The organism is Methylobacterium mesophilicum (assembly GCF_036441335.1).
In the GTDB taxonomy this organism is placed as follows: Bacteria; Pseudomonadota; Alphaproteobacteria; order Rhizobiales; family Beijerinckiaceae; genus Methylobacterium; species Methylobacterium mesophilicum_B.
In genome coordinates, this window is record NZ_MLBW01000033.1 from 75,408 (window position 1) to 100,257 (window position 24,850).

Sequence of the window (24,850 nt, forward strand, 5' to 3'; positions counted from 1 at the left end):
CGGCCGATCCCATGTCGCGCCCGTGATCGTTCCGGCATACGGTCTCGCCACCGATCGGGGCGACCGGAGATGCGTCATGGCTGGAGAAGCGACGAGGGCCACGCCGCAGCGTCGGCGGGACGACCCGGACCCGGCGCGCGCCGAGGGCGAGAAGGTCGGCGCGCGCATCGACGCCGCCTTCGAGAAGCTCGCCGGGAAGCTGCGCGCCCGCGCCGACAAGGCCCAGGCCAAGCTCGACGCCGCGACGAAGGCCGACAGGCGCGCGGTGCTGATGCGCCGCTACGAACTCTACGCGGACGCGGCGGCCTATCTCGAGGAGCGGTTCGTCGATCGCGGGGAGCGATCCGCGTGATCTCCATCGACCCGGCCGGGCGCGGCGGCGCCCGACGCAGCTGACGGCGAGGATCCCATGTTCGACGCGACCAAGATGCTCGCCGACGCCCTCGGCGAGCACCTGGCCCTGACCTACCAGCGGACCTTCGGCAGCCGGGAGCCGCGCTACGCCGAGATCATCGAGGCCGCGGCGCGCCTGACGATCGAGCGGATCGTCGGGAGCGACGCCCTCTACCACGACGGCGACCACACGGCTCTCGTCACCCTGGTCGCCCAGGACATCCTCCGCGGCCGCTTCCTGCAGCAGGGCATCACGCCGGAGGACTGGCTGCACATGATCCTGGCCGCCCTCTACCACGATATCGGCTACGTGCGCGGCGTCTGCGCCGGAGACCGATTGCAGGCCTTCGTCATCGACGCGCAGGGCACGACCGTCAGCCTGCCCCGGGGCGCCTCCGACGCGGCCCTGGCGCCCTACCACGTCGAGCGCTCGAAACTGGCGGTGCAGGAGCGCTTCGGCACGCACGATCTCGTCGACGCGTCCCGGGTCATCCGGGCGATCGAGCTGACCCGCTTCCCGGTCCCGGAAGACGATTCCCATCGCGAGACCGGGACCGAGGCCGGGCTGCTGCGGGCGGCCGACCTGATCGGTCAGCTCGGCGACCCGCTCTACCCGCGCAAACTGAACGCCCTGTTCCACGAATTCGCCGAGATCGGCGTCAACGCCGAGCTCGGCTACGACAGCCCGGCCGACCTCGCGGAGCGCTACCCGTCGTTCTTCTGGGGCAAGATCGAGCCGGTGATCGGGGACGCGATCCGCTTCCTCGACCTCACGGTCGAGGGACGGGGCTGGGTCGCGAACCTCTACGCCCACGTCTTCGCCATCGAGCACGACCGCCGGCGCATGGGCCCGCATCCCGGGCCGGGTCCGCTCTGACGCCGCGCCGGGCGGCGCGGCGGTCTCGGGCGGCCGCGACGAGCCTGGTCACGGCCCGGACCAGCTCCGCCGCCACGAACGGCCTCTCCAGGGTGGGCCGACCGGACTCGGCCGAGGTGCCGCCGACCCGCAGGTCGACGGCGCGGGCACGCGCGGCGGGACGATCAGCTCACCGGCGGCGGCGGGGCGTCGGACGGGAAGAAGCGGTTGGCCGGCCGCGCGAGGCCGAGATGGTCGCGCAGCGTCGTCCCCGCGTAGCCCCGGCGGAACAGCCCGCGCCGCTGCAGTTCCGGCACCAGCCGGTCGACGACGTCGTCGAGCCCTTCGGGCACGAACGGGAACATCACGTTGAAGCCGTCGCAGGCGCGCGTCTCCAGCCACTCCTCCATCCGGTCGGCCACCTGGGCGGGCGTGCCGACCATCTGCAGGCCGCCGTAGCCGCCGACCTTGCGGGCGAGTTCCCGCACGGTCGCGCCGGTGCGCCGGGCGTAGTCGACGATCTGGGCCTGCCCGCTCTTGCTGGCGTTGCTCTCCGGGAGCTCCGGCAGCGGCCCGTCGAGGTCGAAGCCCGTCGCGTCGACGCCGAGGCGCACCGACAGGTTGGCGAGCCCGCTGTCGGGATGGACGAGGTCGTCGAGGCGCGCCTTCTTGGCCTGCGCCTCGCCCTCCGTCTCGCCCAGGACGACGAAGCAGCCGGGCAGGATCTTGAGCTGGTCCGGATCGCGCCCCGCCGCCGGCATCCGGCCCTTCACGTCGGCGTAGAAGGCCCGCGCCGCCTCCAGGGTCGAGCCCGCGCCGAACACCATCTCGGCGGTCTCGGCGGCGATCTGCTTGCCGGCCTCGGAGGCGCCGGCCTGGACGATCACCGGCCAGCCCTGCACCGGCCGGGCGACGTTGAGCGGGCCCTTCACCGTCAGGAAACCGCCGCGGTGGTCGAGGACGTGCATCTTCGCCGGGTCGAAGAACAGCCCGCTCGCCGGATCCATCGTGAAGGCGTCGTCGGCGAAGGAATCCCACAGGCCGGTCACCACGTCGAAGAACTCGCGGGCGCGGGCGTAGCGGGTGGCGTGCTCCAGATGCGCGTCCCGGCCGAAGTTCAGGGCCTCGTCCGGGTTGCCGGAGGTGACGAGGTTCCAGCCCGCCCGTCCCTTCGAGATGTGGTCGAGCGAGGCGAACTTGCGGGCGACGTGGTAGGGCTCGTTGTAGGTGGTCGACGCGGTGGCGATCAGGCCGATCCGCTCGGTGAGCACGGCGAGCGCCGGTAGCAGGGTCAGCGGATCGAACGACGTCACGGTGGCCGAGCGGCGGAGCGCCGCCGCCGGCATGTTCATCACCGCCAGATGGTCGGCCATGAAGAACGCGTCGAACTTCGCGGCCTCCAGCCGCCGGGCGAAGTGCGCCAGGTGCGCGAAGTTGAAGTTCGCGTCCGGGTAGCCGCCCGGATAGCACCACCACGCGGTGTGGATGCCGACCGGGCGCATGAAGGCGCCGAGATGCAGCTGGCGGTCCCGGCTCATGGCTGTCGTCCCCGGTCTCTCACGGATGCTTGTGGATCGGGTCGACCCAGTACACCGTCTCGGGCGCCTCGGCCGCCTCGACGTCGGGCAGGTTGACCACCACAGCCTCGTTGTCGGAGCGCACCAGCACGCAGTGCAGGGGCTCGTCGGTCGAGGCGTTGATCTCCTGGTGCGGCACGAAGGGCGGCACGAAGATGAAGTCGCCAGGCCCGGCCTCGGCGACGTACTCGAGTTTGTCGCCCCAGCGCATCCGGGCGCGGCCCGAGACCACGTAGATCACGCTCTCCAGTTCGCCGTGGTGGTGGACGCCGGTCTTGGCGTCGGGCTGGATCGCCACCGTGCCGGCCCAGATCTTCTGGGCGCCGACCCGGGCGGCGTTGATCGCCGCCTGCCGGTACATGCCTGGCGTCTGCGCGGTGTTGGCGTCGAGCCGGTCGCCGGGGATCACCCGCACGCCGTCGTGCTTCCAGCGCTCGGGCGCCCCGTGATCATGGGCGTGATCCTGCGCATGGCCGTGATCGTGGTCGTGATCGTCGCCGTGGTCGTGCATGTCGGGTCCTCCAGCGCCATCATCGCACGGCGGCGGCGGTTTGCGAGACGCTCGTGTCGAGGATCGCCGCGGGGCGCGGGCCTGCCGAATGAGGCCGGCGCGGACGCAGAGAGATCGATGTCGCGCGGCTCGTCGGCGATGATGGACGCGTCGATCGGCGCGGCCCGGTGGGCGGCGCGACCGAATCAGCGCAGCCGCAGGGTCCGGCCGTACTGGCGCGCCCTCCAGCGGATTGAAGCCGCGGATCAGGAAGGTCCGGGCGGCGAGGTCGCGATAGTCGCGCTGGGCGTCGGCGACCTGCTCGGGGGTGCCGACCGGGGCGGTGAAGTTGCCCGTCGCCCCGGTCTCGGCCGCCATCCGCGGCGCGCCCCTGCCGGCCCTCGACCGGGTGAGCCGCGACGTGGAACTCGGCGCCTGCGCCGCTTCAGCCCCGGGCGGCCGACGGGGCCGCCCCGACGGCCGCTGCCCGCGGCCGGTGCCGGCCGATCCAGAAGACCAGGGCGCAGCCGATGCCGGTGAGCGCGCAGAGCGGGAGCAGGGCCACGGGGAAGCTGCCGGTCTGCTCGCGGAGCACGCCGATGAGCGAGGTGATCGCCCCGGTGCCGAGATGCGCCAGGGTGTTGATCGCCGCAATGCCGGCGGCCGTCTGGGCCGGCGGCAGCGTCTCGGTGGCCAGGGCGAAGAACGGTCCCTTGATCGCGTAGTTGCCGAGCAGGACCAGCGAGAGCAGGATCAGCGTCATCCAGAGCGAGCCCGTCAGCAGCGTCAGGGCGAAGCTCACCGAGGTCAGCGCCAGCGGCAGCGCCGTGCTCCAGATCCGCTCGCCGCTGCGGTCCGCCCGCAGGCCCCAGACGATCATGAACACTGAGGCGATGCCGAACGGGATCATGTTCAGCAGGCCGGTCTGCAGGTTGCTGAGGCCGAACCCCTTGAGGATCTGCGGCATCCACAGCGACAGCGTGTTGCTGGTGGCCGAGCTGCCGGCGTAGATCACGGCGAGGAGCCAGACCTGCCGGCTCGCGAGCACCGCCCAGACCGCCGCGAGGCCGTGGGCGTGGTGCCCGGCGCCCGCCTCGGCGGCGCGCCGCTCGGTCTCCAGCCGGTCCGTCAGCCAGCCGCGCTCCGCCGGGCTCAGGAAGGTCGCCTCGGCCGGCCGGCTCGGCAGCAGCGCGAGGGCGGCGACGCCGAGCAGGACGGCCGGGACCGCCTCCATGATCAGCAGCCACTGCCAGCCGCGCAGGGACGCGACGCCGTCGAGGGTGAGGAGCGCCGCCGAGAGCGGGGAGCCGAAGAAGCTGGAGAGCGGGATCGCGACCATGAACATCGCCACGATCCGCGCCCGGTAGGCCTTGGGGAACCAGTAGGTCAGGTACAGGATCACGCCGGGGAAGAACCCGGCCTCGGCCGCGCCGAGCAGGAAGCGGGCGGTGGCGAAGCTGACCGGACCGGTGACGAAGGCCGAGCCGATGCCGACGAGCCCCCAGGTGATCATGATCCGCGCGATCCAGATCCGCGCGCCGACGCGCTCCATGGCGAGGTTGCTCGGCACCTCGAACAGGACGTAGGCCACGAAGAACAGGCCGCCGCCCAGGCCGAAGGCCGCGGCGGAGAGGCCGAGATCGTGGTTCATGGTCAGCGCCGCGAAGCCGACATTCACCCGGTCGACGTAGGCGATGAAGTAGCAGAGCACGAGGAAGGGGATCAGGCGCAGGCCGACCTTCCGCATCGTTCGGCTCTCGAAGGCGGCCGCGTCCGCCGCGTGTGGCGTGGTCGGTGTTGCCATGGTCCTGTCCTCGCTGGAATTCGGGCGGGCCCGCCTCGGCCTAGCGGTCGAAGCGGAAGAGTTCGGCGGGCGTCTCGGCCAGGACGATCCGGCGCTCGGCCGGGTCCGGCACCCAGGCGTCGAGGTCGCGCCGGGCCTCGGCGGGGCTGGCCTTGGTCTCGAACTGCGTGTGCGGCCAGTCGCTGCCCCAGAGCAGGCGCCGCGCCCCGAAGGCGCCGCGCAGGCGCTCGGCCGCCTGCAGCGCCGTNGTCGCTGCCCCAGAGCAGGCGCCTTCGGGGCCGTCTGCCGGCCGGCCTCGCCGCTGCCGATGCGGTAGGCGCCCGAGAGCTTGACCCAGACGCGGCCGCCGCGGCCGAAGCCGAGCAGGTCGGCGAAGCCCGGATCGGCGATGCCGAGGGCGGGGTCGATCCGGCCGAAATGGTCGACCACCACGGGGACGCCCGCCTCGACCAGCGGCGGCAGCAGCCGCGCGAGGCGCCGCGCCTCGGCCTGGACCTCGATCTGCCAGCCGAGATCCGCGACGCGCGCGAGGTGGGCGCGCCAGACCGGGCCGGCGAAATCCGGGTCCGGCCGGCCGATCAGGTTGAGGCGCAGGCCGACGACGCCCTGGCCGGCGAGGTCGCGCAGGGTGGCGGTCTCGGCCTCCGGGGCCAGCACGGCGATGCCGCGCAGCCGCTCCGGCGCGGAGCGCAGGGCGGAGACCATGTAGCCGTTGTCGGTGCCGAGGAAGCTCGGCTGGATCAGCACGCCGCGGGCCATGCCGTTCCGGTCCAGCATGGCGCGGTAATCGGCGATGCTCGCGTCGTAGTCGGGGGCGTAGCGCCGGTCGCCTGTGAGGGTGAGCGACCGGGTGAAGACGTGGGCGTGGGTGTCCACCGCCGCGACGCCGTCGTCGGCGGCGCCGGTCCCGGCCGCGCGGCCGCGGACGGGAAATGCGAGCGTGACGCCGCCCGCGAGCAGGGAGCGGCAGAACAGGCGCCGGTTCATCGGATCATCTCGCGGTCTGAGGGATCAGCGCGCCGCCGGACTGCCGATCCGGCAGGAGCGCGACGGCGAGGAGGACGAGCCCGTAGGCGCCGAGGGCCGACAGGCCGATCGCCGGGCCGAGGCCGCAGATCTCGCTGAGCAGGCCGACGCCGAGGGGCAGCAGGCCGGAGGCGAGGCGGCCGGCATTGTAGCAGAAGCCCATCCCGGTCCCGCGCAGGCCGTCCGGGAAGAGTTCGCTGAACAGCGCCGCGAGGCTCGCGGGGATGCCGGCCGTGCAGAAGCCGAGGGGCGCTCCGAGGAGCAGCAGGCCCGCGCCGCCGACCGGCAGCAGCAGGTAGAGGCCGACCAGGACCATGCAGCCGGCGGCGTAGAGCGCCACCGTCCGGCGGCACCCGAGCCGGTCCACGAGCCCGCCGGCGACGAGGCAGCCCAGGCCGAAGGCCGCGATGATGACGGCGAGGTAGAGCCCGGTGCCGAGGACCGAGGCGCCGCGCTCGGCGCTCAGGTAGGTGGGCAGCCACGTGAACAGGGCGTGGAAGCCCCCGTGGGCGCCCAGGCCGAGCAGCGTCCCGATCACCGTGATCCGGCGCAGGCCGGGCGCGAAGATCGCGAGGCTTCCGGCCGGCGCCGGAGCCGGCCCTGCCACAGGTCGGGCCGGCTCGGGGACGGAGCGGCGGAGGTAGAGCAGGAGGAGCGCCGGCGCGAGGCCGCAGGCGAACAGGACCCGCCAGGCGGCCTCCCGATCCAGCACCGAGAAGGCCGCCGTGGACAGGAGCACGGCCGCGCCCCAGCCGAGCGCCCAGCCGCCCTGGACGGCGCCCAGTGCCTTGCCGCGGTGCTCGGGTCGGATCGCCTCCGCCATCAGCACGGCGCCGGCCGCCCACTCGGCGCCGAAGCCGATCCCCTGCAGCGCTTTCAAGGTCAGGAGCTGGGCGAAGCTCTGCGCGAAGGCCGCCAGGAAGGTCGCGACCGCGAACCACAGCACCGTGATCTGGAGGGCCGGGACGCGGCCGATCCGGTCCGCCGCGAGGCCACCGAGCCAGCCGCCGAGCGCCGCCGCGACGAGCGTGACCGCGCCGATCAGGCCGGCCTCCGAGCGGCTGAGCCCGAAGGTCGCCAGCAGCGCGGGTATGGCGAGGCTGAACATCTGCACGTCCAGGGCGTCGAGCGACCACCCGCCCAGACAGGCCCAGAAGGTGCGACGCTCGGCCGGACCGACTTCTCGGTACCAGCGGAACACGGGCTTTCCTCCGCCCTCCGAAGAGGACTAGTCATTTATATGAATAGATGAGCACGCGCGGGTCGACGCGTCAAGGCGCCGGGCTTTCAGCGGAGGTCGACGTGGTACCGGAAGTCCCTGGCGGCGCCGCGCGTCACGCGCCACTCGATCGGGCGGGCATCGAACCCGAAGGCGAGGCGCTCGATGACGACGACCGGATCCCCGTCGGCGATCGCGAGGCGCTCGGCGTCGGTCGCGTCGGCGATACCGACGGTCAGGGTCTCCTCGGCGCGGGCGACGATCTCCCCGCACAGCCGCTCGTAGGCGGGGTAGAGGAGATCGCCGATCTCCGTCAGCGGGGCTTCGAGGATCGGTGCGAACCGCGCGGCCGGCAGCCAGATCGCCTCGGACAGGATCGGGCGCCCCTGCAGGTGGCGCGTCCGGATCAGGCGGATCGCCTCGCCGCGCGCGTCCAGACCGAGGGCCTCCCGGACGGTCGCGGGCGCCGTACGGGCCTCGCGCGACAGGATCCGCCCCTCCGGCACCGCCTGGGTGCCGTCCGGCCCGAGATGCCGGAAGAACCGGAACAGCGACCGGTCGAAGCGCGGACGCCGCACGAAGGTGCCGCGACCCTGCTGCCGCTCGACGAGGCCGTCGGCGACGAGGACGTCGATCGCCTTGCGCACGGTGCCGATGGCGACGCGGTGGGTCGCCGCCAGTTCCGCCTCCGTGGGGATCGGCTCGCCCGAGCGCCAGACGTTGCGGGCGATCTGGAAGGCGATCTCGTCCCGCAGGCGCTGGTAGAGCGGCAAACGGAGATCGGGCTGCGGCGCGGTCACGACGGTCATGTGTATGACTGTATGACCAATGCCGGTGCGCGCCAACGGGTCGCGGCGCGGCGTCGGCGCGCTGCGCGCGTCCGGTCCACAGCGTCGCAGGACCGGACCCATTCGCGGGGCCACGGGTTTCCGCCGGGATTTCCCGGAACCACGGTCCAGCGAGGCGCGGATGGTCGAACAGCATACGGCACAGGAGAGCCGTCAGGGCCGGCGCGGCAGGCCGGTGCTGGTCGTGCTCCTCGTCAGCGTGGGGCTGATGATCGCCGCCCTGGCCGGCCTGATGATCTGGCAGGGGGAGACCGCGCCGCCCGATTACGCCAGCCAGAGCCAAGCCGCCGCCCGCAAGGTCGTCACCGGCTCGGAGAGCGGGTCGGTCGGCACCCCGCCGGCCGGCACACGAGCCGCGCCCTGACCGGCGGCGATCGTCGCGATCGGCCGCCCTCGGAAGCCGAGACATCGGTCATGACGGCCGGCCACGGCCCCCAAGAGGACGGGCAATGCCCGGGCACGCCGCGGCGTCGACCTCGAGTCGATGCCCGCCCTCGGCGACGGCGGCGACAGGGCGGATCGCGACAACGTCATCGCGATCTCTGCGCGGCTCTCCACCGCGACCCGGGCAGGACTTCGACGCCCCGAGCTTGATCCGGCCGGAGACCGCCTCATTTCGTCACGAGTCTCGAGCGCGACGGGAATCGCCTGAGGGTTCGGACCACCTGCACCGCCCACCGCCGTCGACGTCCGAGCCCCGCACGCCCGGCCGTCGCGCACAATCAAGGGGGACCACCCGATGAGCGAGACGATCGACAAGACGGACACGACGTCGTTTCACATGGAAGGCAAGTGCCCGTTCGGCGGCGACCGGATCGGTGGCGCCCACGGCAACCGGCCGACGCTGGAGAACTGGTATCCCCATCGCCTGCGGGTGGAGGTGCTCCACCAGAACGGGCTCGCGGCCGATCCGCTCGGCCCGGATTTCGACTACGCGGCCGAGTTCGCCAAGATCGACTTCGCGGCGCTCAAGCGCGACATCAAGCAGTTCCTGACCTCGTCGGTGGAGTGGTGGCCGTCCGACTACGGCAATTACGGCCCGCAGATGATCCGCATGGCCTGGCACTCGGCCGGCACCTACCGGATCGCCGACGGGCGCGGCGGCGCCGGCACCGGCATGCAGCGCTTCGCCCCGATCTCGAGCTGGTGGGACAACGGCAATACGGACAAGTCGCGGCGCCTCCTGCAGCCGATCAAGCACAAGTACGGCAATGCCCTGTCGTGGGCCGACCTGATGGTCCTGACCGGCAACTGCGCCCTCGAGATCATGGGCCTGCCGACCTACGGCTTCGCAGCCGGCCGCCTCGACGCCTGGGAGGCGGACAACGCCACCTACTGGGGCCCGGAGGTGGTCGAGATGGGTTCGGTCTCGAGCTTCGACGACATGGTGAATCGCGACAAGCGCTGGCGCGGCAGGAACGGCGACGCCGATTACGACCTGGAGAACCCGCTGGCCGCCTCGCACCAGGCGCTGATCTACGTGAACCCGGAGGGACCCTACGCGAGCGGCGATCCCCTGGCCTCCGCCCGCGACATCCGGATCACCTTCACTCGCATGGCGATGAACGACGAGGAGACCGTGGCGCTGATCGCGGGTGGCCACGCCTTCGGCAAGAGCCACGGCATGGTGCCGGCCAAGGAGATCGGGCCGCCGCCCGAGATGGCGCCGATGGAGGCGATGGGGCTGGGCTGGCACAACCCGAAGGGCGCGGGCTCCGGCAAGGACACGATGACTAACGGCATCGAGGGCAGCTGGACGCCCGATCCGACGAAGTGGGACAACGCCTACCTGGAGAACCTCTTCAAGTTCGAGTGGGAGCAGACGAAGAGTCCGGCGGGAGCCCTCCAGTGGACGCCGAAGGATCCCGACGCGCCGAAGACGCCGGACGCCCACGTCGCGGGCCAGATGCACCCGCTGATGATGATGACGTCCGACATCGCCCTGAAGGTCGACCCGGACTACCGCAAGGTCTGCGAGAAGTTCCTCAACGACTTCGACGCCTTCACCCAGGCCTTCTCCAAGGCGTGGTACAAGCTCACCCACCGCGACATGGGTCCGAAGCACCGCTACCTCGGCCCGGAGGTCGTGATCGAGGACGGGCTCCTGTGGCAGGACCCGCTGCCCGAGCGGGACTACGACCTCGTCGGCGAGGCCGAGATCGCCGCGCTGAAGCAGGCGATCTCCAGCACGGGTCTGTCGGTCTCGGATCTGGCCTTCACGGCCTTCTCGGCGGCCTCGACCTACCGCGACAGCGACAAGCGCGGCGGGGCCAACGGTGGCCGCCTCGCCCTCGCGCCGCAGAAGGACTGGGCGGTCAACCGGCGGGCCGCGCCCGTGGTCGAGGCCCTGCGCGGCGTGATGGCGACCTTCAACGGCGGCCGCAGCGACGGGAAGAAGATCTCGCTGGCGGACCTGATCGTGCTCGGCGGCTGCGTCGCCGTGGAGAAGGCGGCCCGCGACGCCGGGGTCGAGACGCCGGTCCCGTTCACGCCGGGCCGGGTGGACACGACGCAGGCGCTCACGGACCTCGAGATGTTCGAGTGGCTGAAGCCGGTGGTGGACGGGTTCCGCAACTACGTCGACGACGGCTTCGGGCAGATGACGCGCAGCGTCTCGCCGGAGGAGATGTTCCTCGACAAGGCGAACCTGCTGACGCTGACGGCCCCGGAATGGACCGTCCTGACCGGCGGCCTGCGCGCGCTCAACGCCAACCACGACGGGTCGAGCCGGGGCGTCCTGACCGACCGGGTCGGGGTGCTGACGACCGACTTCTTCCGCACCCTGACCGACGTCGATCTGGTCTGGGAGAAGGCGGATTCGGACGGGATGACCTTCGCGCTCAAGGACCGCGCGAGCGGGCAGACGAAGTTCGAGGCGACCCGCAGCGACCTCGTCTTCGGCTCGAACGCGCAGCTCCGGTCCATCGCCGACGCCTACGCAGGCAGCGACGGCCAGCGGCGCTTCGTGGCGGACTTCGTCAAGGCCTGGGACAAGGTCATGATGCTCGACCGCTTCGACGTGAAGGGTCACCGGCGCTACGGGCCGATGGCCGCCTGAGCCCCAAATCGAGACCGCCCGCGCCGGAGGCGCGGGCGGTCTCTCAGGGGACCCGCCGTGTCACGGCCTGAGGCTGTGCGTCGTCAGCGCGGCCCAGTAGGCGGCGCCGACCGGCAGGGCCTCGTCGTTGAAGTCGTAGCCCGGATTGTGGAGCGGCAGGCTCTTGCGCGTCCCGTCGGTCCCGATCCACGCATAGGCGCCGGGGCAGGCCTCGAGCATGTAGGCGAAATCCTCCGACGCCATCGAGGGGCCGACCTCGCCGCGGCGTGCGGTGATGTCCGGGACGGCCCCGGCCGCTTCCAGGGCGGTGCCGACGGCGTCGGCGGTGTTGACGGTGGCGGGGTATCCGAACCGGTAGTCCACCTCCGCACGGGCGCCGTGCGTGCCAGCCGTCCCGCCGGCGATGGCCTCGACGAGGCCCGCGACGCGCTTGCGCACGGTCTCGTCCAGGCACCGGACGGTCCCGCGGATGACGGCGCGGTCGGGGATGACGTTGTAGGCATCGCCGCCGTGGATTTGCGTCACGCTGAGCACGACCGGGTCCGTGGGGGCGATCCGGCGGCTCACGATGGTCTGCAGGGCCAGAACGATCTCGGAGACGACCACCAGCGTGTCGGTGCCGCGCTCCGGCATGGCCGCGTGGGTGCCGAACCCGACGACCGTGATCTCGAACGTGTCGAGGGAGGCCATGATGGCACCGACCCGGGTCGCGAAGGTCCCGAGCGGCAGGCCCGGCCAGTTGTGCAGGCCGTAGACTGAGTCGCACGGGAACGACCGAAACAGGCCGTCCTCGACCATGGCGCGCCCGCCGCCCTCGAGCTCCTCCGCCGGCTGGAAGATGAAATGCACCGTTCCCGAGAGGTCGGTGCGCGACGCGAGGTGCCGCGCCGCGCCGAGCAACATGGCCACGTGGCCGTCATGGCCGCAGGCATGCATCACGCCGGGCGTCCGGGACGCGTGCGCGGCGCCGGTCGCCTCCTGGATCGGCAGGGCATCCATGTCGGCGCGCAGGCCGAGGGTCGGGCCGTCGCCCCGGCTCAGGGTCCCGACCACGCCGGTGCGCCCGAGCCCGGTCTTCACCGACAGGCCGCAGGCGGCCAGCTCCCGGGCGACGAGATCCGCCGTGCGGATCTCTTGGAAGGCCAGCTCGGGATGGGCGTGCAGGTCGCGCCGCCACGCGACCATCCGCTCCACGGTCTCCGCCTCGATACGCATGCGATCTCTCCCCAATGCCGGAGGCCGCCGCAGCGCCTCGATCCCCCGCCCGGACCCTACGCCGATCGGCGCGGCGGTTCATCCCATCGGCGGATGCATGAAGAACTGGGCGATGAGAACCGCGCCGAGGAACGTCCCGGCATTGGCCATGAACGAGACCACGACGATCCGCCAGCCGAGGCGACGGAAGGCGGGCACGTCCTTGGCGACCGAGAGCCCCGCGAAGGTCAGGATCGGCGTGGCCAGCGCCAGGAAGTTGAGCTTGCCGGTCAGGGCGGCGATCTCGGCGGCGTAGGGCGTGCCGGGATAGGTCAGCGCCATGCCGATGATCGAGACCCATAGGACGGCGGGCAGGCGCCGGCCGAGGAGCAAGTACAGGCCCCAGCCGGCGAGCACGGTGCCGATGATGATCGCCATCCCGGCGACGACCTGCGCGTCGGGGACGACGCCGTACGTCAGCCAGTTGCCGATCAGCCCGTAGGCGCCGATCAGGATCCAGGCGAGCACGGTCTCGCCGAGGCTGATCCGCACCTCCTGATGGGCCGGCGCGGCCGCCTGAGGGTCGGCTTCGGCCGGGCGGGCGGCGTCCACCCGGTTGCGGCCGAGGATCGGCTCCAGCTTGCCGTAGGCCCAGATCGTGAAGGGCAGCGACAGGAACAGGGTGAAGTACGTGCCGATCGTCGTGGTGACGAGGTTGCTGGCCGCCGCGAAGGTCGCGACGTCCTTGGCGACCTCGGGAGTCTGCTGGGCCGCGATCGCCCCCGAGGCGGCGGCCATCATGCTGCCGGAGCCGACGCCGGCGCCCATCGCCAGGGCCAGCGGGTTGAAGATCTTGAGGCTGGCGATCAGCCCGGCCAGCAGGGCGATGAACACCGCGCCGAACACCGTGCCGGTCAGGTACTCGGCCAGCACGCCGCGCCCCTCCGGCGAATCCATGCCGTAGCGCTCGCCGATGATGGCGAGGCTCGGCTCGCGGCCGACCGAGAAGGTCGCGCCGATCGCCTCGCGCTTGATGCCGAGCAGGAGCGCGACCGGCAGGCCGAACACCATCGTGCCGAAGAAGTGGCCGAATTCCTGGAAGGCCAGGGCCCAGCCGGAGGCGAGGATCTTCGGCAGCGACCCGCCCACGAGCAGGCCGAGCTTGGCGATGAAGATCAGGAGCGCCGGCTGCAGGTAGGCGCCGGCCGCGTTCTGCAGGGCGGTCGACAGCCGCAGCGGCGCGGGCAGGCGCGGGCTCATCAGCCCCAGCGCGCCGCCCAGCAGCAGGGCCCAGAGCAGCGGGAGCAGCACGATCTTGCCGGCGCCCACCGGGATGCTGACGTTGCCGATCGCCTCCGCGACGATGACGATGACGAGGGCGAGCAGGAACAGCGTCAGCTTGCCCCCGCCCGAGACGGGCGGCGCGACCGCCCGCGTATTCGTCGCAAACAGTTCCCCCGCCATCATCGTCCTCCTTGGGCCCCCTCGGGGCTGCCCGTTGCTCCGCCTGCCGGTCTTGATCGCCGGCTTGGCGGTAGATCCTCTCGGTCGTTGCGCCCGTGGCGTCGGGCTCAGCCCACGTAGCCGAAGGTCACGGCCGGCGCGGCGGCGGTCTCGACCCAGACGCTCTTGGTCTGCGTGTAGGCCATCAGCGCCTCGCGGCCCGAGGAGCGGCCGAAGCCCGAGCGGCCGAAGCCGCCGAACGGCGAGGCCACGTTGATGGTCTTGTAGCCGTTGACCCAGACGGTGCCGGCCCGCAGGGCCGCCGCGACGCGGTGGCCGCGCCCGCCGTCGCCGGTCCAGACCGCGCCGGCGAGGCCGTAGGGCGTGCCGTTGGCCAGCGCGACCGCCTCGTCCTCGCCGTCGAACGGCAGGACCGTCAGGACCGGGCCGAACACCTCCTCCCGGGCGATCGCCGCGTCCGGCGCGACGCCGTCCACGATGGTCGGGCCGTAGTAGAAGCCGCCCGTGTCACGCAAGGCGGCGGGGCAGGCCCCGCCCGCCGCGATGGTCGCGCCGGCCCCCGCGGCGGCCTCGACCATGGCGGCGATCTTGTCCCGCTGGCGCCGGTTGTTGATCGGGCCGATCTGCGTCTCCGGGTCGGTCGGCGCGCCGACCGGGATGCGCGCGGCGGCGCGCGACAGGCGCTCGACGAAGGACGCGTGGATCGTGCGGTGCACGAGCAGCCGGGAGCCGGCCACGCAGCTCTGGCCGGCGCCGCCGAAGATCGCGGCCTGCGCGCCGATCAGCGCCCGGTCGAGGTCAGCGTCGGCGAACACAATGTTGGCCGACTTGCCGCCGAGCTCCAGCACGCTCGGCACGATGGCGCGGGCCGCGGCGGCGGCGATCTGCGCGCCCGCCTCGGCCGAGCCGACGAACACGACGAGCCGCGTTTCGGGATGGGCCACCGCGGCGGCGCCGGTGGTCGGGCCGGCCCCCGCCAGCACCGAGACGAGGCCGCGGGGCATCCCCTCGGCCCGGTCGCAGATCAGGCCCAGCGCCAGCGAGGTCAGCGGCGTCAGCTCGGAGGGCTTCAGCACCACGGCGTTGCCGGCGCAGATCGCCGGCGCGATCTGCCAGCCCGCGGTGAAGATCGGGGCGTTCCAGGGGGTGATCTGCACCACGGTGCCGAAGGGCTCGTGGCGGGTGTAGTTCAGGTGCGAGGTCGGGACCGGGATGACGTCGCCGTGCAGCTTGTCGCACCAGCCGGCGTAGTACTCGAACATCTCGGCGACCTTGGCGACCTCGCCGCGGGTGTCGCGGATCGGCTTGCCGGCCGAGATGGTCTCCAACTCGGCCAGAGCCGCGGCGTGCTGCCGGACCAGGGCGGCCACGGACCACATCGCCCGGCCGCGGGCGGCCGCGCTCATCCCCCACCACGCGCGCTGGGCGTCGCTTGCCGCCGCCATGGCGGCCTCGACGACCGACGGGCCGGCATCGGCGAAGGTCGCGAGCACGCCGCCATCGGCGGGGTTGTTGAGATCGAGGGCAGCGCCCGTCCCTTCGAGGATCTCGCCGGCCACGACGCTGCCGATGCGGCCGCCCGGCAGCAGGTCGGACAGGAGGGCGGCGACCCGGTCGGCGGCGGGCGAGTGGGGCGTGCCGGACATCAGTGGGCTCCCTTGGGATCGCGGTAATCGGCCATGCGGGTGAAGTCGGCCGTGTCGGGGATGGCGGGTTTCGTCGCCTGCCAGATGCGCTTGACCTCGGCGGAGAGCGGCAGGTCGATCCCGCATTCGGCGGCGAGTTCGAGGGCGAGGCGCACGTCCTTGCGCATCAGGCCCGCCGAGAAGCCGCTGTCGAAGGTGCCGGACTGGACCCAGCGCGGGACCATGACCTCGCTGATCGCGCTACGGCCGGTGGCGGTGTTGACGACCTTGACGGCCTCCTCGGCCGAGAGGCCCGCCGCCTCGGACAGGCGCAGGGCCTCGCCGGTGGTCACGAGATGGGCCGCGACCAGCAGGTTGTTGACGAGCTTGACGATGTTGCCGGCGCCTGACGGCCCGACATGCGGCGCGCGGCCCGACATGGCCTCCAGGACCGGCCGGGCCAGTTCGTAATCCGCCGCGGCCCCGCCGATCATCATGGTCAGGGTGCCCTCGGCGGCGCCGGACGGGCCGCCGCTCACGGGGGCGTCGAGGAGGGCGTGACCGGCCGCGGCGAGGCGCTCGGCGAGGCGGCGGGTCGTGCCGGGATCCGAGGTCGAGGTGTCGATCACCACGACCTTTCGGTCGGTCCGGGACAGGAGACCGCCCTCCGCGGTGACCACCGCTTCCACGTCCCGCGCCAGCGGCAGCGAGAAGACCAGGGCGTCGGCCCGGCCGAGCACGTCGTTCAGGGCGTCGAGGACGGTGACGCCGGCCGCCTCGGCGGCGGGGCGCCGGCCCGCGTCGATATCGTAGCCCAGGACCGCGAAGCCCTTGCGGGCCAGGGTCGCGGCCATGCCCAGACCCATGTTGCCGAGCCCGACGACCCCTACCGTTGCGATGGTCATGCCAATCCGTCCTCACCGTGCAGGAGGATGATCTCGGCAAACGAGCGTTGCCACAATCATGGATTTCTGCACATTCCGTGCGGAAATCCAGAACGGTAGGGTCAGGCTGGTGGCGGCCGGAACGCCACCATGTGGTCGGCCAGCCAGCCGAGCAGCCGCGCCGCGCCCTCGGGCAATCGCCGCCCCGCGCGGATGACGAGGTGGGCGCTCGCCTCCGACAGGATGCTGTCGCGCAGCGGCACAGCGTCGAGGAGGTCGGCACGCAGCTCGGCCGCGACCACGAAGCGGGGCAGGAAGGCGACGCCCATCGCGGCCATGACGAAGCGGCGATGCAGCTCGAAGGACGCCGTCTCCAGCCGCGGCACCAGCCGGAAGCCGCCATCCGCCTCGACGCGGCCGATCAGCTGGCGCACCCCGTGGTCTGGCGGCAGGAGGGCGGCGGGCTCGGTGGCGAAGCTGCGCAGCGGAACCGGCGCCGCCCCGTCGGCGAGGGGATGGCCCTTCGGCAGGATGGCGAGCAGCGGCTGCCGGGCGGTGACGATTCCGCGGACATCCGGATGCGCGGGCGGGTTGTAGACGAGGCCGATATCCGCGTCCCCCCGGGCGATGGCCGCGAGGATCCCGTCGGTGGTGCCGATCTCGACCTGATAGGCGATGCCTGGATGGTCCTGCGCGAACCCGGCCAGCGCGTTGTCGAGGAGGTCGATCAGGAAGCCGGCGCCGCAGCGCAGGCTGATCGTGCCCCGCTGCACCCCGCGCAGGCGCTTCAGCTGGTCCTCCAGCAACGCCGCCTCGTCGGCCTGCCGCTGCGCGTGCGCGGCGACGAGACGACCGGCCTCGGTGGGGACCACGCCCCGGGGCAGGCGCTCGAGCAGGGTCTCGCCGACCTGCGCCTCCAGCTCGATGATCTGCCGGCTCACCGCCGAGGCCGCGACGTTCAGGACTTCGGCGGCCGCCCGGACCGAGCCCGCGCGCACGACGGCCAGCAGGTAGCGCAGCGCGCGGTCGTTCACGGCGGCGGGTCCNCGGCGGCCGCGCCGCGCCGGTCGATCGCGACGGCGCCCCGCGCCACGACCAGCACAGGCTCCTGGCGCTCCACGATCACCTGCGGCACGCCGACGGCCGCGAAGGCGATCAGGTCGGCCCGCCCGCCGGGCCCCACCGTACCCGGTCCGAGGCCCAGCACCCGCGCCGGGACGGCTGTGATCGGCGCCAGCAACGCCGCGAGGTCCGCGTCGGCGCGCAGGTCGAACCGGTAGGCGGCGAGCTGGGCGCGGGCGATCATGCTGGTGACCGTGGCGGGGTTCCAGCAGTCGCGGACGTTGTCGGTGCCGAGGCAGACCGGGACGCCGAGCGCGCGCAGCCGCGGGATCGGCGGGCATCGGGCCCCGCCCGGCACGCTGCTGAGGATCGCGACGCCGGCCCGGTTCAGGGCTTCCGCGATCCGGCCGAGCTCCCGGTCGTCGGCCTCCGCCAGCGCGAAGGCGTGGCTGATCGTGACCTGCCCGCCGAGCCCGGCCGCCATTGTCCGGGCCGCGATCGCCGCGATCGTGGCGAGTCCGGCCGCGCCGCCGTCGTGGAGATGGATGTCGATGCCCCTGCCGTGCCGCTCGGCCAGGGCGAAGACGACGTCCAGGTGACCGTCGCGGTCGCCGTCGATGCCGACGGGGTCGAGGCCGCCGACGAGGTCCGCGCCCATCCGCAGGGCCGCGTCCAGGTCGTCTGCGACCGGCGGGCAGCCCAGGATCCCGCTCTGCGGGAAGGCGACGATCTGGATCTGCAGGCGATCGGACCAGCGCGCCCGCAGGTCGAGGATCTGGGCGAGGTGGTCGAGCCGCGTGACGTCGTCGATATCGACATGGGTCCGAAGGCTCGTCGTGCCGCCACGGAGCAGGCGTTCGAGGAGCGCCTCGGCGCCCTGCTCGGCGAGCGGGATCCGCGTGGTTCGGCGGAACGCCTTCTCATCGTCGATGATCGCGCGGACCGACCTTGCCGCCGCGTGTGGGCGCCAGGGCAAGCCGAGCAGGCACTTGTCGAGATGGACGTGCCCGTCGGTCAGGCCCGGCAGCACCAGGGCGCCGCCGAGATCGATCGTGCGGCCAGCCGGCGGCAGCGGCCCGCCGGGCTCCCGCAGCGCCGCGACGCATGCGCCCCGGATGTCGATCGTCGCCCGGCTTCCGTCGGCGAGTGCGGCGTCGTGGAGGCGCAGGTCGCAGGGGGCGCCCGCGCGCGGTTCGGTGCTCGGCGTCATGCCGGGTTCCCCTCAGAGCGGCCGGCCCGCCGCCACGACCGTCCGAATGGCGAAGCTCGATTGCAGCCGGGCGACCCCCGGCAGGCGCGACAGGACATCCTTGTGCAACCGCTCGTAATCGGCCGCGTCGATCACCTTGAGCTTCACGAGGTAATCGGCCGTCCCGGTCATCAGATAGCAATCCTGCACCTCGGGACAGCGCCGCACGGCCGCCTCGAACCGGTTGAGATAGTCCTCGGTCTGGCGGTCCAGGGTGAACTGCGTAAGGACCACGAGCCCGGGCCCGTCGACCGCGCCGCCGATCAGCGCCGTGTAGCCCCGGATGACGCCGGATTCCTCCAGCAGCCGCACGCGGCGATGGCAGGCCGAGGCCGACAGGCCGACCGCCGCGGCGAGATCCGCGTTGCTGATCCGGCCGTCGCCGCGCAGGGCCTGGATGATGCGGCGGTCGATCGCGTCCACACCCGACTCGCAGGAACTTCGAACTGGCCGCAGAAACTTGCACGGCCACGCTTCAAACTCAAATCTCTTCGACAGGATGCACGCTCGTTCGACGATCCTTCGTGTAGCTTTCGGGCATCGCATCCGCGCGTCGTCCCGAGGGTCGCCATGAGCATGATCGATCGCGCGTTCCGGCCCGATGCGGGTCCGGCCGGGACAGCCTCCGCGCTCCTCACCATTGATCTTGCGGCCATCGCGGAGAACTACCGCCGCCTCGCCGTCCAAGCCGGGACCGCGAACTGCGCGGCCGTCGTCAAGGCCGATGCCTACGGGCTCGGGGCCGACCGTGTGGCGCCGGTCCTGGCCGCCGCCGGCTGCCGACACTTCTTTGTCGCCCAGGTCGGCGAGGGCGTGGCTCTCCGGTCTATCCTCGGCCCCGGCGCGGTGATCGCCGTGCTCAACGGCGCCCCCCCGGGCAGCGAGGCGACCTGCGCGGACCACGACCTCGTGCCCGTCCTCAACGATCTTTCCCAGCGCGACGGCTGGCAGTCTCTCGCCCGGCGCCTCGGACGGCGCCTGCCGGCGATCCTCCAGGTCGATACCGGCATGGCCCGCTTCGGCTTCGCGCCGGAGGAGGTCGGCGCGCTGCTCGACGACCCAGACGCGCTTGAGGGCCTCGACCTGCGGCTGGTGATGAGCCACCTCGCCTGCGCCGGCGAGCCGGACAGCCCGGTCAACGCCGCGCAGCTATCGGTCTTCCAGGCCGTCCGGCGGCGTCTGCCCGCGGTGCCGGCGAGCCTCGCGGCCTCGTCCGGGATCTTCCTCGGTCCGGACTTCCACTTCGACCTCGTGCGCCCCGGTGCCGCGCTCTACGGGATCGCCCCGCAGGACGGCGCGGCGAACCCGATGCGGCCGGTGATCGGCCTGCGGGCCCGGGTGATGCAGACGCGCAGCGTCCCGGCGGGGACGCCGGTCGGCTACGGCCACGCGGCCACAGTCACTAGGGACAGCCGCCTCGCCACGGTCGCGATCGGCTACGCGGACGGGTTCTTCCGCAGCAATGCGGGCGGCGCGGCGTGGTTCGGCGGCGCCCGGCTGCCCGTGGTCGGGCGCGTCTCGATGGACAGCCTCGTCCTCGACGTCACCGACGTGGCGCCCGGCACCCTCGGGCCGGGAGCGCTCGTCGACATCGTCGGGCCGGAGCGCGACGTCGACGCCGTCGCCGCGGCGGCCGGCACGATCGGTTACGAGGTCCTGACCAGCCTCGGCCACCGCTTCCACCGCATCTATCTCGGAGCCTGAGGCCCGCCATGCACGTCCACATCCTCGGCGGCGGCGTCGTCGGCGTCACCTCGGCCTACTACCTCGCCCGGGCCGGCCATCAGGTCACCGTGCTGGAGCGCCAGCCCGGCTCCGGCCTGGAGACCAGCTTCGCCAATGCCGGGCAGGTCTCGCCCGGCTACTCGGCCCCCTGGGCGGCCCCCGGGATCCCCGTGAAGGCGCTCAAGTGGCTGATGATGCGGCACCGCCCCCTGGTGCTGTGGCCGCGGCTGGAGCCGCGCCTCTACGCGTGGCTGACGCGCATGCTCGCGAACTGCACCGAGGAGGCCTACCAGCGGAACAAGGGCCGCATGGTCCGGCTCGCCGAGTACAGCCGCGACGCGTTGCGTGACCTGCGCACCGAGACCGGCATCGCCTACGACCACCGGGAGAAGGGCACGCTGCAGCTCTTCCGGACGCAGAAGCAGCTCGACCATGTCGGCGACGACACCCGCGTCCTCGACGCCTACGGCGTGCCCTACACGGTGCTGGATCCGGCCGGCTGCATCGCGGCCGAGCCGGCCCTCGCCGCCGTGCGCGACGTGTTCGTCGGCGGCCTGCGCCTGCCGGGCGATGAGACCGGCGACGCGCACCTGTTCACCCAGCGCCTCGCCGCGATCTGCGAGGGCCTCGGCGTCACCTTCCGCTACCGGACCGCGATCGCGCGCCTGCACCACGCCGGCGACCGGGTGACGGCCGTCGAGACCGCCGACGGTGACCTCCTGCGGGCGGATGCCTACGTGGCGGCGCTGGGCAGCTACACACCGGCCCTGCTGCGCCCCCTCGGTATCGCGCTGCCGGTCTACCCGGTGAAGGGCTACTCCCTGACGCTGCCGATCACCGACGCGGCGGCCGCGCCGGTCTCGACGGTGATGGACGAGACCTACAAGGTCGCGATCACCCGGCTCGGCGACCGGATCCGGGTCGGCGGCACCGCCGAACTCGCCGGGTTCAGCAGCGCCCTGCGCGCGCCGCGCCGCGAGACCCTCGCGCGCTCTGTGCAGGACCTGTTCCCGGCCGGTGGCGATCTCGACCGGGCCTCGTTCTGGACCGGCCTGCGGCCGATGACGCCGGACGGCACCCCGATCGTGGGGGGCACGCGGGTCGGGAATCTGTTCACCAACACCGGCCACGGCACACTCGGCTGGACCATGGCCTGCGGCTCGGGCCGCCTGCTCGCCGACCTCGTGTCGGGCCGGGCTCCCGAGATTGCGAGCGACGACCTGGCGCTCGACCGCTACGCCGCGTGAGCCGGCCGGGGCCGCCCGCTCGCGAGCCGGGTGCACACGGAACCGGTGGCGCGCTGCGCAGCGTGTGCCGTAGTGCACCAGCACAAGGCTGCCACGCACAGCGCAGAGCGCGACCGGACTCCGCTCCGAGAAAGACCCCGCGAGTCGTAGCGACATCTCGCCGGGTCTCCGGGCAATCATTCATTATTCAGCACGATACGACCACCGGTTGATTACATGACGTTCACGAAGTGCGGAATCGCATGATCGTCGGATGACTTCCGACAGGCCTGGCAACCCTTCGCAGCGTGTCGAGTTGAGGATCTGAACGAACCATCCGAGTGCGCAGATGAGTTTCATCGTCGTACAGGGCCAGGAAGATCACGAGCAGGCGGACGCCGTTCTGCGGGGCGTCGCCGACGGGCTGGCCCGGTTGTTCCGCGTGCCCGATCATCCGCCCGGTGTTCAGGACCTGCTGGATGCCGGACCGCAGGAACAGGGCGCCGACGCTGAGCAGATCACCCATCGCGGCGCGGCGGAAGCAAGAAGCTCCCCCGAGCCCAGTCGGTGAAGACGGGTACCGGCCGGACGCGGCGCGCAGCGGCCCAGCCATCCAGCCGCACACGGGGGCGCCGGGCGAGATCCGAGGCGCTGGCCGTGCAACGCGACCAGTCCTGAGCCCGGCGCGCGCCGCAGCCTCAGCGCGCCGCGGACAGGCCGAAGCGCCGGATCTCGAGGTGCATCTGCTCGAGCGGCAGGACCTTGGCGGCCGCGCCGCGGTCGATCGCCTCCTTGGGCATGCCGAACACCACGCAGCTCGCCTCGTCCTGCGCGACGGTCTGGGCCCCGACCCGGCGCATCTCCAGCAGACCATTGGCGCCGTCGTCGCCCATGCCGGTCATGAGGATGCCGAGGGCGTTCGCGCCGGCCGCCCGGGCGGCCGACCGGAACAGGACGTCGACCGACGGCCGGTGGCGCGCGACGAGGGGCCCGTCCTTCACCGACACCGCGTAGCTGGCTCCGCGGCGCTCGACCATGAGGTGCCGCCCGCCCGGAGCGATCAGGGCGCGGCCGCGCAGCACGAGGTCGCCGTCCTCCGCCTCCTTGACGGCGATCGCGCAGAGCCCGTTCAGGCGCTTGGCGAACGCCGCCGTGAAGTGCTCCGGCATGTGCTGCACGATGACGAGGCCGGGGGACTCGGCGGGCAGCACCTCGAGCACGTCGCGCAGGGCCTCCGTCCCGCCCGTCGACGCGCCGATGCAGACGATCCGGTCGGTCTCGGCCACCACGCGCCCCGGGACCGGCGGCGGCAGGACGGCGTCGGCCGAGAGCTTCGCCTCGACCATCTGCCGGCGCGGTCGGCTCCCGCGCAGCTTGGCCCGCGCGGCCGCCCGGACCGCGTCGCAGACCCGCACGGTGGATTCGAGCAGGAACTGGCGCGTGTCGACCCGCGGCTTCGGCAGCACGTCGACCGCCCCCGCCTCCAGGACCTCGAACAGCATCCGGGAGCCCGCCTCGGTCAGGGTCGAGCAGACGATCACCGGGAGCGGCTTCTGCGCCATGATCTTCCGCAGGAAGGTCAGGCCGTCCATGCGGGGCATCTCGAGATCGAGGATGATGACGTCCGGGATCTCCTCCTGGATCCGGCGGGCGGCGATGAACGGATCGGCGGCCGTTCCCAGGATCTCGATGTCGGGCGCCGTCTCGAGGATGCCGCACAGGGTCTGGCGGACGGAGGCCGAGTCGTCGACGACGAGGACGCGGATCGGTCGGGACGCGCTCACCGGCTGGACTCCCTCAGCTTGCTGAAGACGGTGGAGGAGACCTGCTCGAGGCCCGCCACGCCGACGCCCGCCATGGACTCGGAATGGCCGACGATCAGGTAGCCGCCGGGGCGCAGATGCGCGGCTAGGCGCGCGACCACGGCCTTCTGGGTCGGCTTGTCGAAGTAGATCAGCACGTTGCGGCAGAAGACGAGGTCGACGTCCCGGTCGATCGGGTAGACCTCGTCCATCAGGTTGAGCCGCTGGAAACGCACCCGGGCGCGCAGCTCCGGCACGATCCGCCCCTCGTGCCGGGCCCGGTCGCGCGCGACCATCACGTAGCGCCGCCGCAGGTCCGGCGGCACGGCGGCCAGCATCTCCTCCGGGTAGATCGCCGTGCGGGCACGGTCGAGCACCTCCGAGGAGATGTCGGTCCCGAGGATCGCGTATCGGAACCGATCGGCGGCCATGTCCTGCAGGACCATCGCCAGGGTGTAGGCCTCGGCCCCCGTCGAGGCCGCCGCGCTCCAGACCTTGAGCAGCGGCCGGTCGCCGCGCGCCGCCAGCCGCGGCACGATCGTCGCGCGCAGCAGGTCGAAATGCGCGGGCTCGCGGAAGAAGTCGGTCTTGTTCGTCGTCACGCAGTCGACGAGGTGCGGGAACTCGTCCGCGAGATGGCCGGCCTCGAACAGGTGGCGGCCGTAGGCCTCCAGGGTCGGAAGATCGAGGGCGCGCATGCGCTTGCGCAGCCGCCCCTCGACCATGGTGCGCTTGGCCGGCGGGAGCTGGATGCCGACGTGCTGCTGGATCAGGTCGGCGACGGAGCGGAAATGCCGGTCGCTGAGCGGCCCCGGATCGGTCTCCATGGTGCGGGATCCCTCAGGCGGCCCGGGGTGCGGCGTCGAGGGCCGGGGCGTCGCCGTCCATCAGCGCGGCGAGGTCGAACACSACCACGAACGCCTCGCCGCGGCGGCCGATCCCCGCGATGTAGCGCGCGTTCCAGCGCCCGCCGACCTCGGGCGCGGCCTCCATCTCGGCCCGGTCGAGCTCGGTCACCTCGATGACCCGGTCGGCCACGAGGCCCACCCGCAGCGCCCGGCCCGGCAGCGGGAGGTGGAGCAGGATGATCCGGGTCGCCGGCGTGCGCGCGACCGGCGGCAGGCCGAGCTTGGTCCGCAGGTCGACCACCGGGTAGCTCTGCCCGCGCACGTCGATCATCCCCAGCAGGAAGGCCGGCGCCTGCGGCAGCGCCGCCGGCACCCGRTAGTCGAGGATCTCGTGGACGTGCTCGACGTCGATCCCGAAGGTCTCGGAACCGAGGCCGAGGGTCAGGTACTGCCACACACTGGACATGCGGGATCTCCGGATGGATTGCGGCGGCCCGGCC

The 24,850-nt window shown here is 72.5% G+C and carries 23 protein-coding genes and 1 pseudogene; 7 read left to right on the plus strand and 17 right to left on the minus strand.

Going from position 1 to position 24,850, the window contains the following annotated elements:
* The first annotated feature begins 76 nt into the window (after nt 1-76).
* Together MMR14E_RS20135 and MMR14E_RS20140 are read left to right on the plus strand one after the other, a co-directional pair.
* Nucleotides 77-352, plus strand: a complete 276-nt coding sequence (locus tag MMR14E_RS20135; RefSeq protein WP_331316747.1) for a hypothetical protein — start codon at nt 77-79, stop codon at nt 350-352.
* A gap of 57 nt (nt 353-409) precedes the next feature.
* Complete coding sequence (locus MMR14E_RS20140; RefSeq protein WP_020091038.1) at nt 410-1,270, plus strand: hypothetical protein; 861 nt, start codon at nt 410-412, stop codon at nt 1,268-1,270.
* Nucleotides 1,271-1,434: 164 nt separating this feature from the next.
* On the opposite strand, the gene MMR14E_RS20145 is transcribed toward MMR14E_RS20140, so the two are convergent.
* The 7 genes and pseudogenes from MMR14E_RS20145 to MMR14E_RS20175 form a co-directional block, all read right to left on the minus strand.
* Nucleotides 1,435-2,787 (minus strand): LLM class flavin-dependent oxidoreductase, encoded by a 1,353-nt coding sequence (locus tag MMR14E_RS20145; RefSeq protein ID WP_331316748.1) that lies wholly within the window; start codon nt 2,785-2,787, stop codon nt 1,435-1,437.
* Between the two features lie 19 nt (nt 2,788-2,806).
* Nucleotides 2,807-3,337: a cupin domain-containing protein gene (locus MMR14E_RS20150; protein ID WP_331316750.1), complete on the minus strand. Its 531-nt coding sequence runs from the start codon at nt 3,335-3,337 to the stop codon at nt 2,807-2,809.
* Nucleotides 3,338-3,761: 424 nt separating this feature from the next.
* Nucleotides 3,762-5,120 (minus strand): MFS transporter, encoded by a 1,359-nt coding sequence (locus MMR14E_RS20155; protein WP_331316867.1) that lies wholly within the window; start codon nt 5,118-5,120, stop codon nt 3,762-3,764.
* Nucleotides 5,121-5,160: 40 nt separating this feature from the next.
* The gene (locus MMR14E_RS20160; RefSeq protein ID WP_331316868.1) at nt 5,161-5,457 is read right to left on the minus strand and encodes an amidohydrolase family protein; all 297 of its coding nucleotides are present in this window, start codon (nt 5,455-5,457) and stop codon (nt 5,161-5,163) included.
* A pseudogene (locus MMR14E_RS20165) lies at nt 5,457-6,107 on the minus strand (amidohydrolase family protein); the annotation flags it as partial. The pseudogene MMR14E_RS20165 and the gene MMR14E_RS20160, both read right to left, overlap by 1 nt.
* A 4-nt stretch (nt 6,108-6,111) precedes the next feature.
* Entirely contained in the window at nt 6,112-7,347 is a 1,236-nt protein-coding gene (locus MMR14E_RS20170) for an MFS transporter (protein WP_331316752.1), read from the minus strand.
* 86 nt (nt 7,348-7,433) lie between these two features.
* On the minus strand, nt 7,434-8,174 hold the full coding sequence (locus MMR14E_RS20175) for a GntR family transcriptional regulator (protein WP_331316754.1): 741 nt from the start codon (nt 8,172-8,174) through the stop codon (nt 7,434-7,436).
* A gap of 160 nt (nt 8,175-8,334) precedes the next feature.
* Between MMR14E_RS20175 and MMR14E_RS20180 the strand changes: the two genes are divergently transcribed.
* On the plus strand, nt 8,335-8,577 hold the full coding sequence (locus tag MMR14E_RS20180) for a hypothetical protein (protein WP_331316755.1): 243 nt from the start codon (nt 8,335-8,337) through the stop codon (nt 8,575-8,577).
* A 375-nt stretch (nt 8,578-8,952) separates the two neighbouring features.
* Nucleotides 8,953-11,271 (plus strand): catalase/peroxidase HPI, encoded by a 2,319-nt coding sequence (gene katG / locus MMR14E_RS20185; protein WP_331316756.1) that lies wholly within the window; start codon nt 8,953-8,955, stop codon nt 11,269-11,271.
* Between the two features lie 60 nt (nt 11,272-11,331).
* Here katG and MMR14E_RS20190 read toward each other — a convergent pair whose 3' ends face one another.
* The 7 genes from MMR14E_RS20190 to MMR14E_RS20220 all read right to left on the minus strand — a co-directional run bounded on the left by MMR14E_RS20190 (nt 11,332) and on the right by MMR14E_RS20220 (nt 19,172).
* Nucleotides 11,332-12,486, minus strand: a complete 1,155-nt coding sequence (locus MMR14E_RS20190; RefSeq protein ID WP_331316757.1) for a M20 aminoacylase family protein — start codon at nt 12,484-12,486, stop codon at nt 11,332-11,334.
* A gap of 78 nt (nt 12,487-12,564) precedes the next feature.
* Nucleotides 12,565-13,929, minus strand: coding sequence for a DUF3100 domain-containing protein (locus MMR14E_RS20195; protein WP_331316758.1), 1,365 nt, complete (start codon nt 13,927-13,929; stop codon nt 12,565-12,567).
* 107 nt (nt 13,930-14,036) lie between these two features.
* Entirely contained in the window at nt 14,037-15,575 is a 1,539-nt protein-coding gene (locus MMR14E_RS20200) for an aldehyde dehydrogenase family protein (protein WP_331316759.1), read from the minus strand.
* Nucleotides 15,575-16,459 carry an NAD(P)-dependent oxidoreductase gene (locus tag MMR14E_RS20205; RefSeq protein ID WP_331316760.1) on the minus strand — a complete coding sequence of 295 codons (885 nt, stop codon included), beginning with the start codon at nt 16,457-16,459 and terminating at the stop codon, nt 15,575-15,577. The genes MMR14E_RS20200 and MMR14E_RS20205 overlap by 1 nt, the downstream gene beginning before the upstream one ends.
* Before the next feature lie 101 nt (nt 16,460-16,560).
* Nucleotides 16,561-17,472, minus strand: a complete 912-nt coding sequence (locus MMR14E_RS20210) for a LysR family transcriptional regulator (RefSeq protein ID WP_331316761.1) — start codon at nt 17,470-17,472, stop codon at nt 16,561-16,563.
* Nucleotides 17,469-18,710, minus strand: a complete 1,242-nt coding sequence (locus MMR14E_RS20215) for an amidohydrolase (RefSeq protein ID WP_331316762.1) — start codon at nt 18,708-18,710, stop codon at nt 17,469-17,471. The genes MMR14E_RS20210 and MMR14E_RS20215 overlap by 4 nt, the downstream gene beginning before the upstream one ends.
* 12 nt (nt 18,711-18,722) lie before the next feature.
* The gene (locus tag MMR14E_RS20220; RefSeq protein WP_192710968.1) at nt 18,723-19,172 is read right to left on the minus strand and encodes an Lrp/AsnC family transcriptional regulator; all 450 of its coding nucleotides are present in this window, start codon (nt 19,170-19,172) and stop codon (nt 18,723-18,725) included.
* 153 nt (nt 19,173-19,325) lie between these two features.
* Between MMR14E_RS20220 and alr the strand changes: the two genes are divergently transcribed.
* From alr to MMR14E_RS20235, 3 genes are all read left to right on the plus strand, one after another.
* A complete protein-coding gene (gene alr, locus MMR14E_RS20225; protein WP_419539379.1) occupies nt 19,326-20,453 on the plus strand; it encodes an alanine racemase in 1,128 nt (375 codons plus the stop codon).
* A gap of 8 nt (nt 20,454-20,461) precedes the next feature.
* A complete protein-coding gene (locus tag MMR14E_RS20230) occupies nt 20,462-21,721 on the plus strand; it encodes a D-amino acid dehydrogenase (protein ID WP_331316764.1) in 1,260 nt (419 codons plus the stop codon).
* A gap of 328 nt (nt 21,722-22,049) precedes the next feature.
* Nucleotides 22,050-22,271 (plus strand): hypothetical protein, encoded by a 222-nt coding sequence (locus MMR14E_RS20235; protein WP_331316765.1) that lies wholly within the window; start codon nt 22,050-22,052, stop codon nt 22,269-22,271.
* 127 nt (nt 22,272-22,398) lie between these two features.
* Here MMR14E_RS20235 and MMR14E_RS20240 read toward each other — a convergent pair whose 3' ends face one another.
* From MMR14E_RS20240 to MMR14E_RS20250, 3 genes are read right to left on the minus strand one after another with little or no spacing between them, the layout of a single operon-like run.
* On the minus strand, nt 22,399-23,484 hold the full coding sequence (locus tag MMR14E_RS20240; protein WP_331316766.1) for a chemotaxis response regulator protein-glutamate methylesterase: 1,086 nt from the start codon (nt 23,482-23,484) through the stop codon (nt 22,399-22,401).
* Nucleotides 23,481-24,329, minus strand: a complete 849-nt coding sequence (locus MMR14E_RS20245) for a CheR family methyltransferase (protein ID WP_331316768.1) — start codon at nt 24,327-24,329, stop codon at nt 23,481-23,483. The genes MMR14E_RS20240 and MMR14E_RS20245 overlap by 4 nt, the downstream gene beginning before the upstream one ends.
* A 13-nt stretch (nt 24,330-24,342) precedes the next feature.
* Nucleotides 24,343-24,816 (minus strand): chemotaxis protein CheW, encoded by a 474-nt coding sequence (locus MMR14E_RS20250; protein ID WP_331316869.1) that lies wholly within the window; start codon nt 24,814-24,816, stop codon nt 24,343-24,345.
* Nucleotides 24,817-24,850 lie beyond the last annotated feature (34 nt).